The organism is Vibrio sp. 2433-A1 (genome assembly GCF_056726085.1).
Window position 1 is genome coordinate 233,547 of sequence record NZ_JBRESC010000006.1, and the last position, 12,006, is coordinate 245,552.

Consider the following 12,006-nt stretch of genomic DNA (forward strand, 5'->3'; position numbering starts at 1 on the left):
GTGCTTTTGATATTAAAGGGGGTTACCAACTAAAGTGCTGATGCTGCAACGTCATTGGCTTTTGACTTACTTTTAAGGAATGCATAACTGAAGCCTGTCACCGCTGTACCAGCAGCAATTGCAACCAGATACATGAAGACCGGGGTAATGGCATTTGGAATAAGTAAGACGAACAGGCCACCGTGTGGTGCCATAAGTTTCGCACCAAATAGCATAGATAACGCACCTGTTAGCGCGCCGCCTGCCATACATGCTGGGATTACACGCATAGGGTCTTTCGCTGCAAATGGGATAGCACCTTCAGAAATGAAACATAGGCCAAGAACAAACGAAGCTTTGCCTGCTTCCTGTTCACTCTTCTCGAACTTGTTCTTAGCAATGAATGTCGCTAGGCCCATACCAAGAGCGGGGACCATGCCCGCAGCCATGATTGCCGCCATCGGCGCGTAAGTTTGCGATGCTAGCAGGCCAACACCAAACGCGTATGCTGCTTTGTTTACTGGACCACCTAAGTCAAAACACATCATAGCGCCAAGCAATAGACCTAGAAGAACTGCACTGTCAGACCCCATGTTATTTAAGAAGTCTGTCAATGCGTTCATCACACCCGACACTGGGCCACCAACAACATAAATCATCACTAAACCAGTGAATAACGTGGCTACAAAAGGGATGATCAGGATTGGTTTGAGTGCTTCCATTGATTGTGGTAGCGACACTTTGTCAGCAAGGAACTTAGCGGCATAACCAGCAATGAAGCCCGCTGCAATACCGCCTAAGAAGCCAGCACCAGTTGAACTAGCAAGCATGCCGCCAACTAGACCAGGAGCTAAACCCGGACGGTCAGCAATAGAGAATGCTATGTAACCTGCGAGAACAGGAATCATCAAAGCAAAAGCCGAACCACCACCAATCGTCATTAATGCTGCGGCAAGTGTACCTTCTTCTTTAAAGGCTTCAATACCAAACACGAAAGAGAGGGCGATGATTAGACCGCCTGCAACAACGACAGGTAGCATGTGCGAAACACCGGTCATTAGGTGTTTATATGCGCCTTTTTTATCATCTGTGGTATTTGAACTCGCCGCACCGCTGTGATTATATTCAGTGGCTTGAGCGAAAGCGTTATCCATCTCTTCAGATGTCTTTTTGAGTGCTGGACCTGTCTTAGTACGATACATTTTTTTGCCGTCGAAGCGGTCGAGTGGCACTTCGATATCTGCTGCAATGATAACAAGATCTGCATCAGCGATTTCTTGGTCAGTAAGCTGGTTTTTAGCACCCACCGAGCCACGAGTCTCAACCTTAATTTGGTGGCCTCGTTTCTTGCCTTCTTCTTCAAGTGCTTCTGCAGCCATAAACGTGTGGGCAACCCCTGTAGGGCAAGCAGTAATCGCGACAATTTTCTTCAGTTCACCAGTGCCTTGAGCTTGAGTAGTCTCAACTTGTACGTCTGATGTTTCTAGCAGGCTAGCATGTTCAACCGCGTGCTGCAGGAAAGCCTTCGAATCTTCCGCCACTTTTTCGATTGAAGCCGCGTACACTTTTTTGCCAACGAAACGGCTAGTATCGATAGTTTTATCTGCCGCAATGATAACAATATCGGCTTGGTCGATCTCTCCAGTACTAAGGACTGCAGAGTCCATGACTGATGATTGACACTCAATTTTCGCGTCCCAGCTTAGTGATTTAGCGGCTTGTTCTAATAGACCGGCTGCTAAGATGCTATTGGCTACGCCACTAGGGCACGCAGTAATGATTGCTAATTTCATAATGGTAACCTTTGTTCCTTAGTTCTCGATATGAGTTGTTGCGAAGTCAAGAGCTTGAACTTGTGTCTTGCTCTTAATCTCATCCAGCTCTTGTTGGCTGGTTAGGCCCACACCAACTTGACTAACAGCAAGTGCTGATAGTGCAGTGGCGAAGCGAATTAATGATTCTTTTGGTAACTCTTGCATGTGACCCCAGCAAAGCCCTGCAACTAATGTGTCTCCGGCACCAACGGTACTCACGACTTTCATTTTTGGCGGTTGGGCTGAAATCCATTCACCCTCATGAAGCCACATAACGCCTTCTTTGCCCATCGATACCACGATGTTGTCGATACCTTTACTACTTAAGCTTTGGGCAGCAGATTTACATTCCTCTGCTGATGAGAGGTTGGTTCCGATGAAATCGCTAAGCTCTTCATCATTTGGCTTAATTAACCATGGCTGAGCATCGATGCCCGCACGTAGCGCAGCTTTGCTACTGTCAAACAACACTTTTTTGCCGCGTTTACGCAACTCTGAAATCCACGAAGCACATAGTTCAGGAGATACGCCACCCGGTAGGCTGCCGGCAAAGACAAAGAACTCATGATCTTCAGCAAGCGCGTACAACGTCTCTTCAAAGCGTGCGATATCATTCTGTGACACGGTCACGCCAGGGAAATTGATATCCGTTACTTGCTCATTTTTTTCAACAAGCTTGACGTTGATACGCGTCGCACCCGCAACTTCAACAAAATGATCGGTTACACCGATTTGATCGAATAACTGATAGAATAGCTCTGGGTTTTCTTTGCCCAAAAAACCTGTGACCGTAACATTTGCACCTAATTCACTGAGCACCTTGGCAACATTGACGCCTTTGCCCGCTGCATGTAGGTTGCTCGAAGAAACTAAGTTAACCGATCCAGTGCTTAACATTTCGATAGAGCCGGTTAAATCGAGTGCCGGATTCAGTGTTACTGTGACAACTTTATTTGTTTTAGTCATGAGATACCCTTAGTTTTCGCCTAAGCCAGATGCGATAGCAACACCGATCGACTCAAGTGCCATTGCAGCATCTTCGCCATCCGCACTGAATTGGAGTTGATGTCCATGCTTGACACCTAGCGCGATCACCTTCATCAAGCTTTTAGCGTTTACTTCTTTACCATCACCATTTAAGTTGGCAACGCGAATAGTCGAATCAAACTTCTTCGCTTCTGCAACGAGCATTGCACCAGGTCGCGCATGAAGACCGTGCGCGTTTTTAATCGTGAATATTGCTTTGTTCTCGCCGTTTTCTTGGCTCTGTTCACTCACTGTTTCACCATTTAACAGGGCAATAATTTGCTCAGCTGATGAGTTCATCAACGTGTCTTGCTTGTTCTCAAACACGATTGATGACAGATTTTGCAAAATCGAATTGTGTGAGCTATTGCACGCAGCAAATGCAATCAAAGCACGAACTGGTGTGTCTTGAAGTGAACAGTCATTGGCAGTTGAGACAAATGAAACGCCTGTACGAGTCACATCTTTGTCACTGCCGACAAGCCATAAGCCTTTACCCAAATGAGTCGGTGTTTTCGTCACGATATCCGCAACAAAAGCACTACCAGCGCAGCCAGTGTTTTTCAGTAAACCAGATGCAACAGCGCCCATTTGTAACATATCGCTTGCCGGAAAGTTTAATTGAATAAGCGAAGCGTCAAGGTCGGCTTCAAGTTGCGTTTCACCAAGTAGTAGGGCAGCAATTTCATTCTCGGACTTTGCTGATTTCAGCGCTTGTTCTATGCCATCAGCAGACAATACTTTGGTCAATTGCTTCAAAATGCCGAGGTGTTCATCAGACTTCGCAGCGATACCAATCGCAACATAAACAGTATTACCGTCACCCCAGTCGACGCCATTAGGGTAATGGTGGACTGCAACACCTGTTTTTTGCACTAAAGGTCGGGTTTCAATTGTTCCGTGAGGAATAGCAATACCATTGCCTAAAAAGGTAGAGTTTTGCTTTTCACGATTGAGCATTCCTTCAACATAGCCTTCATCGACCAGTTCGTTATTGGTAAGGCTACGCGCAATGTTACGAATTGCGTCGTATTTGTCATTTGCAGTTTGTGCAAGCGTAATATCGCTAGTGGACAACTTAAGCATGGTGGCTTCTCCAGCTTTCTAAAAACACACTGATTACACAGTCGGTAATCCGCTTTGAACTCATTTGCCGAACGATACTGAATCGATTCAGCAAAAAGACAATAAATTAGGGATTCAGCATTCCCCCAATTAAAACGCTCTTGTCGGGTGGAAAGATGAAACAAATAGGTGATTCTTATCACTCTATTAGTTTTGCTGAATCCTTTCAGCTTTAATACTGAATCGTTTCAGCATATAATTCAACTCAGTCAAAGATCGTAAGTGGCGGATTATGATCCAGCGCACAATAAAGAGGTTAGTGATATGACACTTGATGAAATTGCCCAACTAGCGGGTGTTTCAAAAACCACAGCGAGTTACGTGATTAACGGTAAAGCGCAGAAATACCGCATAAGTGAAAAGACTCAGCGCAAGGTCATGGCTGTTGTAGAAGAGCATAATTACCGTCCGGATCTAGCCGCAAGTACGTTACGAGCAGGGCATAGCCGTTCTTTTGGACTAATTATTCCTGACTTAGAAAACACCAGTTACGCGCGTTTAGCCAAACTGCTAGAGCAAAACTCGCGTTCAGCGGGTTATCAAATACTCATTGCGTGTTCGGATGATGATCCAGAAACAGAGAAAAACGTAGTGCGTGCGCTGGTCAGTCGTAAAGTTGATGCGTTATTCGTAGCGAGTGTGATCCCCGAGGCCAGCGACTATTACGTAAACCTTCAAAATAGTGGCACTCCAGTGATTGCTCTAGACCGTCCTTTAGATGATGAGCACTTTTGCTGCGTTATCAGTGAAGATTTTGGTGGTGCATTTGAACTGACTTCATCTGTAATTAGTGACAGCGTCATTTCGGTTGGGCTTATTGGAGCATTACCAGAGCTAAACATCTCAAAGGAACGTGAACTTGGCTTCGCTTCTGCTGCTAAGAACCACGCAATTACGTCAATAATTGGCTATGGCGATCACTTTAACCGCAGTGAGGGCAAGCGCGTACTCGAACAATGGGTAGCCAGTGATACCGTGCCTGATGCTATTGTTACCACCTCTTACACGCTACTAGAAGGGGTGCTTGATGTGCTTCTGGCACGCCCTGAGTTGGCAGGAAAAATCAAAATTGCGACATTCGGTGATAATAGACTGTTAGATTTTCTGCCGATGAAAATCAACTCATTGCCTCAGCAGTTTGAGCTTATCGCTGACAGTGCAATAGCGCTAGCGCTTAATGCGGCGTCGAAACGCTACCAGACTGGTGTCGAGCTTATCCCGCGAAAAATCGTCGTTCGTTAATTGATTTCAATAAAAATAGGGCCCTAGCTATTTCTAGTCAGGGCCTCAATTATTTTAGCTAAGCTAAATGGCTTGTTTGACAATGTTCTTTACTAGCAAGGGTCGTCCTACCAATATACAAACATTTTTCAACTATAAAAGAAGAGTGTCGATCAAATATGAGTAGCCGAAAATATTTAGTATTGAAAACGTACCGACATTGTAACTTGAGGGCCGTATAGACCGTTGTTACGTGTTTCTGCAGAAAGCGACAGTTGTTCAGTTGAATGGAATCGAACACCTGCATGGAAAACGGAAGAATCGTCGTTACGACCAAGTCGTCCGGTTGCTTCTACTTGGTTCGTCAGCCAAGCTCTTAGACCAATGTTGAACTCTGCTTGAGTATTGCTATCACCACCGGCTTCTTCGGTAAGCTTAACTTGGTGTATGAGAAGCTGACCATATACGTCTACAAATTGGTTTACTGGGCCATTAAAACCAATACCGCCCGCTAAGTCGTAATCGCTGTCAAACTGGCTGTCTACACGTACGATGAAGTGGGAGTTATCAGTAAAGAGTGTACTAAATTCAGCCCCTGTCATTTCTGGACCAATGGCGGTACGCACTTCAAAGTAGTTGTAGTTAAAATTGTTTGCTTGAGCATTTCCGCTGATGCCTGCAATTGCTAAGGCACTGGCCAAGATGATTTTTTTCAAAAGTAGTCTCCGACTAACATTAAAATGTAGTTATAAAAATGGCTTGCAATAAGCAAGCCAATAATAACGTAATCGTAAGACTAATTCAGGCGATTTATAATAATTGGATACGATCTACTTCAATTTCCGGGGTATTTCCACCTTCATACTCACCAAATAAACGTACTTTCGTTGTGTGGTCAATAGGTTGAGTCATGTGGATATCATCATCTAGCTCAACTTGAATCTCTCCTTTACCATCGGAGAAGATAAATGTATCGCCTTTAAGTTGACGCACAAGTACACCTTCAACAACAACGTCTTTTTCAGTAAACATACTTATGTCTTTCAGCAGTGAGTCGACTGTCACTACTTCAACTGGGCCAGTATATTGGAGCGCCGACTGGTGGCTTCTGTTGTCGTCTTTAGCCATCGCCAATGTTGGAGCTAGGATAAGAGTTGCAGCAGTCGCTAAAATTACTTTTTTCACGGGTGTTTCCTCTGTTTTATTCGGTAGCGTTTGTTTCTATGAGGCTATTAAAACAAAGTGAAGTTGAATCGATACTGAGGACAAAGTTCATATTCGATTCATCTTGTTGAGTCATGGCTATAAAAACCGCTATTATGGCAAGCAGAACAAATGTTTATTGAGTTTGAAACGGAATGCAGTCGACGTTAAAAGCATTAATGGTGCAGGGCACCACATCTGATGCCGGGAAAAGTGTTTTAGTGGCAGGATTATGCCGTGTGCTAACGAGAAAGGGGGTAAATGTCGCCCCATTTAAACCGCAAAATATGGCTCTCAATAGTGCAGTCACCGCAGACGGTGGTGAAATAGGGCGAGCTCAAGCTGTTCAAGCTCTTGCATGCAATATTGAATCAAGTGTCCATATGAATCCAGTATTGCTAAAACCTCATACGGACATGGGCGCGCAAGTTATCTTTCAAGGTAAGGCGACCACGACCGTTGACGCTATTGGCTACCAATCGTATAAAAAAATAGCGCTTCCTGTCGTTATGGAATCCTTTAAGATCTTACAAAGCCAATACGACACGGTAATGATTGAAGGTGCAGGTAGCCCAGCAGAGATCAACCTACGTGAAAATGATATCGCCAACATGGGTTTTGCTGAAGAGGCCGATGTTCCTGTGATTATTGTGGCAGATATTGATCGAGGCGGCGTCTTTGCCCACCTCTACGGAACTCTAGCCCTTTTATCGGAGAGTGAGCAACAGCGCGTAAAAGGCTTCGTCATCAACCGCTTTAGAGGCGACATCACACTTTTACAAGCGGGACTCGATTGGTTAGAAGCAAAAACAGGGAAGCCAGTCATTGGCGTTCTACCATACCTTCATGGCTTTGATCTCGAAGCTGAAGATGCAATTAACGCTCAGCAACTTATCGGAGAAGAAACCAAGTTAAGAGTCGCCGTTCCCGTATTTCCAAGAATCAGCAATCACACAGACTTTGATTCACTGCGAGTTAATCCAGATATCGATTTGCAGTATGTTGGTAATGGTGAACGTATAAAAAACGTCGATCTGGTTATACTCCCAGGCTCTAAAGCAGTCAGAAGTGACTTAAACTACCTCCGCAGCCAAAAATGGGATCAAGACATCCAACGTCATTTGCGTTATGGCGGTAAGGTGATGGGTATCTGTGGTGGCTATCAAATGTTAGGACAGGCGATTCATGATCCAGAAGGTATTGAAGGTGAGGCAGGCTCCACTATCGGGCTTGGTTATTTAAATGTAGAAACCGAACTTAAACCTAATAAAACCCTGACTAATGTAACAGGTCAACTCAATCTAAATGGTTCAGATATCCCTGTACGCGGCTATGAAATTCATGCTGGAATCTCTGAGGTGAAAGCAAAATCGCCGGTTTATTTGAACTCCGGTCAACCGGATGGGGCAATTAGTGACTGTAATCAGGTGTTTGGTACCTATTTACATGGTATCTTCGATACTCCTGCTGCGGTTAGTGATATTTGTCGCTGGGCAGGGGTTGATAACATCGCTCAAATTGATCATCAAACCAATCAGCAACAAGCCATCGACCGCATAGCAGATGCAATAGAAAGCCATCTCAGCCTCGATGTTCTTTGGCCACAGTTAAAAGACTAAATGAAAACAACCAAACTTCGCCATATTATTGGTACGGCTGCGCTGCTATTTTGCTCATCATTATCTGCGCAAGAACAACTTCGAGTTTATGCGGCGTCTTCTATGACGAATGCTGTTAATGAATTAGTCGATGTTTATGAGAGAAAAAGTCAGGTTAAAATTACCACTGTATATGGCGGCACCTCTTCATTAGCAAGGCAGGTAGAGCAAGGCGCTCCCGTAGATGTGTTTATCGCTGCAAATACTAAATGGATGAACTATTTGGTCGATAAAAACCTCATTAGTAGTGACAGTGTCACCTATATAGCAAGCAATGAGCTTGTTATTATTGCACCCGAAGCACTAGAGCTTGATGTTTTTAACGCAACTTCTTGGTCATCGGCATTAAATGGCCAACGTTTGGCTATAGGGCAGACCAATGCAGTTCCGGCGGGGATATATGCAAAGCAATCGCTAGAATCACTTAACGTTTGGTCACAGCTTAAGCGGCAGTTAGCCCCGACAAAGAACGTTAGAATTGCTTTAACACTCGTTGAGCGAAAAGAAACGCCACTTGGCATCGTTTACAAGACGGATGCCTTATCAAGCTCAAACGTCCAAATTGTAGCTCGACTCCCTCAAGCAAGCCATGATGCTATTATTTACCCGATGGCTATGATCAACAGTAAGCCTTCAACGGTCGGCTTTACCCAATTTGTCCATTCAAAGGCAGGGCAAGAAATACTGAAAAAGTACGGTTTTAATCAAGGTACACAATAACCAATGGATATATTGACCGAGTACGAACATCAAGCATTGATACTGAGCCTTAAAGTTGCCTTTTATGCGATTGTTTGGCTTATCCCTATAGGAATTGGGTTGGCTTTTCTGTTAGCTCGTAAGGAGTTTTATGGCAAAAGCTTCATCGACAGCTTGATCCATTTGCCTCTCGTGCTTCCTCCTGTTGTTGTCGGCTATTTGCTACTGATTTCTATGGGCCGCCAAGGGTTCCTTGGTGAGTGGCTTTACCAATATTTTGGCGTTGTATTCTCATTCAGTTGGAAAGGTGCAGTATTAGCCTGTATTGTTGTGGCACTGCCACTGATGGTGCGCTCTATTCGTTTGAGCTTAGAATCGGTAGATATCAAGTTGGAGCAAGCTGCTGCGACGCTTGGCGCATCGCCAATTAAGATATTTTTTACGATCACTCTGCCACTGACTGTTCCTGGAATTATTACCGGCACCATGCTGGCTTTCGCGCGTAGCCTTGGCGAATTTGGTGCGACTATCAGTTTTGTGTCTAACATTCCTGGTGAGACTCAAACTATCCCGCTCGCGATGTACAACTTTATCGAGACTCCTGGATCTGAAGCGGAAGCAATGCGCCTATGTATTATCTCTATCGTTATTGCTTTGGGGTCTCTAGTTGCTTCTGAACAATTGAGTCGAGTTACGGCTCGTCGTTTAGGGGGCGCTTAATGAGTCATCTAACCATTCAATATCAACAACGTCTCGGTGAGCTTGATTTTGATATTGACCTACAACTGCCCGAGAAAGGGATTACCGCTGTATTTGGCCGTTCAGGAGCCGGAAAAACATCGTTAATCAATGTCATCGCTGGTTTGAGCCAGCCAAGTTCTGGCATCATTAAAATAAACAAGGCTACACTTTTCGATTCAAATCGAAATGTCGATATCCCAACGTATAAACGAAGCGTTGGTTATGTGTTTCAAGATGCTCGGTTATTCCCTCACTACAAAGTGAAACGTAATTTGACCTACGGAGTAAAGGCTAACGATGAGCAGCATTTCGAGGAAATTACAAGTTTATTAGCGTTAAAACCGCTCTTAGACCGTTACCCGAATCAACTATCCGGTGGAGAGAAGCAGCGCGTTGCTATTGGTCGTGCGCTACTATCTAAGCCAGATATCCTCTTGATGGATGAGCCGTTAGCTTCATTGGACTTACCGCGCAAGAGAGAGGTGATGCCTTTTCTTGAACAGCTCGCTCTGCAAGTCGAAATCCCCATTATTTACGTTTCCCATAGCTTAAATGAGGTGCTTAGACTTGCTGACCACTTAGTGATTATTGAAAGGGGCAAAGTGGCTATAGCGGGGCCTATAGAGCAAGTATGGGCATCCAAAGCGATGCGTCCTTGGCAATCTTTTTCTGAACAAAGTACGCTGTTTGAGGGCAAACTGGTTCGTCATAACGAAGAGTACGCTTTGTCTCAAATAGAGTTAGCGGAAAATATTGCGCTTTGGGTACAAAGAATTGATGGTGACATTGGTTCTTCAGTTCGTCTACAGGTAAGGGCTAACGACGTATCGTTAATGTTAGAAGAGCCCAAACAAACCTCTATTCGAAACATTCTTAAAGGTACGATTAGCCACATAGAGACTCACTCTCACGGCCATGAAAGACAGAGCGTTTCAGTGCAAATTAAGCTTGCTGACAACTGCCATTTGAATGCCACAGTGACGGCTTGGGCGAAAGATGAATTGCAACTCACAGCGGGTATGAGCGTTTACGTTCAGATTAAAGGGGTGAGTGTTACCCAGAAAGATATTGTTCTATCCCATTAAAAAACGCCGCATGTAGCGTAATGCCGATCAGTTAAGAAAAATTTTTGAGATCATTTGACCGATCCTCAAAAGGCTTCAAAATCCGATATTAGGAAACTAATATCGGATTTTTCATGTCTTTAGAAAGCCAACTTGCGAATACTTTTCGCTCATGCAATACCTTCCATCACTTTGACAAATACTCTGAGATCCTTAGTCCAGAGCTTATCCAGCAAGGTTTTGAAAAAGCTGGTGTAGCAACAGTGAGAAGAAGACGCTTACCCTTGGAAGCAGTACTTTGGTCCGTTGTAGGAATGAGTCTTTTTCGGCAACAATCTGTTTGGGATATCGCTAACCAACTTGATATTGTCCTACCAGACAAACAGCGCTTTGTTGCGCCAAGTGCTGTTGTCCAAGCGAGGCAGAGATTAGGCGAAGAAGGTGTTAAACAAGTCTTTAAGACGATGGCGGCTCAGAGTTATCAATCTTCTAAGTTTGAAACTTGGTGTGGACTCAATCTTCTATCTGTCGATGGTGTCGTTTGGAGAACGGCAGATACACCTGAAAATCATCAAGAGTTTAAAGCACAGCGTAATCAGTCATCTGAAAATATTTACCCTAAGATACGCATGGTTTGCTTGATGGAGCTTACAAGTCATCAGCTCATCGATAGTGCATTCTCTGACTATCGAACCAACGAAATGCGGCTTGCAGAAGAACTCATAGAACAAACGCCAGACCATTCTCTGACTATTTTTGACAAAGGATATTACTCTCTGGGACTGCTTAACCGATGGAACAAAGTCGGCCAAGAGAGGCATTGGATGCTCCCTGTGAGAAAAGACTTCCAGTATGAAGTCGTTCATAGGTACAGCAAGAGTGATGCAATCGTTGCGATTAAAACAACACCTCAGGCAAGAAAGAAGTTTAGTGAACTTCCTGATGTAGTTGAAGCAAGGTTAGTCTCAAAAATCATTAAAGGTAAGGAGTATCAGGTGCTTACATCAATGCGTGATGGGTTACGTTTTCCTGGCGAAGAAATCGTAGAGCTCTATCGTTATCGCTGGGAAATCGAATTAGGCTATCGGGAAATGAAGCAGACCTTACTTGACAGTGAGTATACATTGCGAAGCAAGCGTCCAGATATGGTTAAGCAGGAGCTCTGGGGTATTTTACTCGCCTATAACCTTATCAGGCAGGTTATGACAAAAGCGGCAAGTAGGTTAGATAGCGTCTGGCCAAATCAACTGAGCTTTACGAGTAGCGCTATGGCTGTGACGCAATACTTTGCAGCGTTGCCTTTAACAAGCCCAGGAAAGCTCCCTAAACACTATGAGGTATTACTAGAGCATGTATCCATGTTTATCTTACCGCCTCGAAGAGAAGATAGAAGTTATCCTCGATGGGTGAAGTTGAAACCCAAGAAGTACGCAACAAATAGAAAAAATGCCAGTCAGCTTAACTGACTGGCATTAC

The 12,006-nt window shown here is 44.4% G+C and carries 11 protein-coding genes; 6 read left to right on the forward strand and 5 right to left on the reverse strand.

Going from position 1 to position 12,006, the window contains the following annotated elements:
- Positions 1-29 precede the first annotated feature (29 nt).
- The 3 genes from fruA to fruB are packed head-to-tail and all read right to left on the reverse strand — an operon-like array spanning position 30 to position 3,905.
- Positions 30-1,772, reverse strand: a complete 1,743-nt coding sequence (gene fruA, locus ACU01J_RS08730) for a PTS fructose transporter subunit IIBC (RefSeq protein ID WP_481085336.1) — start codon at positions 1,770-1,772, stop codon at positions 30-32.
- 18 nt (positions 1,773-1,790) lie between these two features.
- Positions 1,791-2,759: a 1-phosphofructokinase gene (gene pfkB / locus ACU01J_RS08735; protein WP_481085337.1), complete on the reverse strand. Its 969-nt coding sequence runs from the start codon at positions 2,757-2,759 to the stop codon at positions 1,791-1,793.
- A 9-nt stretch (positions 2,760-2,768) separates the two neighbouring features.
- Positions 2,769-3,905, reverse strand: coding sequence for a fused PTS fructose transporter subunit IIA/HPr protein (gene fruB / locus ACU01J_RS08740; protein WP_481085338.1), 1,137 nt, complete (start codon positions 3,903-3,905; stop codon positions 2,769-2,771).
- Positions 3,906-4,208: 303 nt separating this feature from the next.
- On the opposite strand from fruB, the gene cra reads away from it, so the two are divergent.
- Positions 4,209-5,186: a catabolite repressor/activator gene (gene cra / locus ACU01J_RS08745; protein WP_481085354.1), complete on the forward strand. Its 978-nt coding sequence runs from the start codon at positions 4,209-4,211 to the stop codon at positions 5,184-5,186.
- Between the two features lie 176 nt (positions 5,187-5,362).
- On the opposite strand, the gene ACU01J_RS08750 is transcribed toward cra, so the two are convergent.
- Together ACU01J_RS08750 and ACU01J_RS08755 are read right to left on the reverse strand one after the other, a co-directional pair.
- On the reverse strand, positions 5,363-5,881 hold the full coding sequence (locus tag ACU01J_RS08750; RefSeq protein WP_481085339.1) for a hypothetical protein: 519 nt from the start codon (positions 5,879-5,881) through the stop codon (positions 5,363-5,365).
- Between the two features lie 94 nt (positions 5,882-5,975).
- Positions 5,976-6,350, reverse strand: a complete 375-nt coding sequence (locus ACU01J_RS08755; protein ID WP_481085340.1) for a YgiW/YdeI family stress tolerance OB fold protein — start codon at positions 6,348-6,350, stop codon at positions 5,976-5,978.
- Positions 6,351-6,523: 173 nt separating this feature from the next.
- On the opposite strand from ACU01J_RS08755, the gene ACU01J_RS08760 reads away from it, so the two are divergent.
- The 5 genes from ACU01J_RS08760 to ACU01J_RS08780 all read left to right on the forward strand — a co-directional run bounded on the left by ACU01J_RS08760 (position 6,524) and on the right by ACU01J_RS08780 (position 11,996).
- Positions 6,524-7,987, forward strand: coding sequence for a cobyric acid synthase (locus ACU01J_RS08760; RefSeq protein WP_481085341.1), 1,464 nt, complete (start codon positions 6,524-6,526; stop codon positions 7,985-7,987).
- Positions 7,988-8,746 carry a molybdate ABC transporter substrate-binding protein gene (gene modA / locus ACU01J_RS08765; RefSeq protein WP_481085342.1) on the forward strand — a complete coding sequence of 253 codons (759 nt, stop codon included), beginning with the start codon at positions 7,988-7,990 and terminating at the stop codon, positions 8,744-8,746.
- A 3-nt stretch (positions 8,747-8,749) separates the two neighbouring features.
- Positions 8,750-9,445, forward strand: a complete 696-nt coding sequence (gene modB, locus ACU01J_RS08770; protein ID WP_481085343.1) for a molybdate ABC transporter permease subunit — start codon at positions 8,750-8,752, stop codon at positions 9,443-9,445.
- Entirely contained in the window at positions 9,445-10,551 is a 1,107-nt protein-coding gene (modC, locus tag ACU01J_RS08775) for a molybdenum ABC transporter ATP-binding protein ModC (RefSeq protein WP_481085344.1), read from the forward strand. The genes modB and modC overlap by 1 nt, the downstream gene beginning before the upstream one ends.
- A 113-nt stretch (positions 10,552-10,664) precedes the next feature.
- The gene (locus ACU01J_RS08780; RefSeq protein WP_481084253.1) at positions 10,665-11,996 is read left to right on the forward strand and encodes an IS4 family transposase; all 1,332 of its coding nucleotides are present in this window, start codon (positions 10,665-10,667) and stop codon (positions 11,994-11,996) included.
- Positions 11,997-12,006: the final 10 nt, after the last annotated feature.

What these genes read in the sequence shown, in the direction of transcription:
- modA (WP_481085342.1), top strand. Translation starts at nt 7,988, where the DNA reads ATGAAAACAACCAAACTTCGCCATATTATTGGTACGGCTGCGCTGCTA.
- fruA (WP_481085336.1), bottom strand. Translation starts at nt 1,772, where the DNA reads ATGAAATTAGCAATCATTACTGCGTGCCCTAGTGGCGTAGCCAATAGC.
- ACU01J_RS08780 (WP_481084253.1), top strand. Translation starts at nt 10,665, where the DNA reads ATGTCTTTAGAAAGCCAACTTGCGAATACTTTTCGCTCATGCAATACC.
- modC (WP_481085344.1), top strand. Translation starts at nt 9,445, where the DNA reads ATGAGTCATCTAACCATTCAATATCAACAACGTCTCGGTGAGCTTGAT.
- fruB (WP_481085338.1), bottom strand. Translation starts at nt 3,905, where the DNA reads ATGCTTAAGTTGTCCACTAGCGATATTACGCTTGCACAAACTGCAAAT.
- pfkB (WP_481085337.1), bottom strand. Translation starts at nt 2,759, where the DNA reads ATGACTAAAACAAATAAAGTTGTCACAGTAACACTGAATCCGGCACTC.
- modB (WP_481085343.1), top strand. Translation starts at nt 8,750, where the DNA reads ATGGATATATTGACCGAGTACGAACATCAAGCATTGATACTGAGCCTT.
- cra (WP_481085354.1), top strand. Translation starts at nt 4,209, where the DNA reads ATGACACTTGATGAAATTGCCCAACTAGCGGGTGTTTCAAAAACCACA.
- ACU01J_RS08760 (WP_481085341.1), top strand. Translation starts at nt 6,524, where the DNA reads ATGCAGTCGACGTTAAAAGCATTAATGGTGCAGGGCACCACATCTGAT.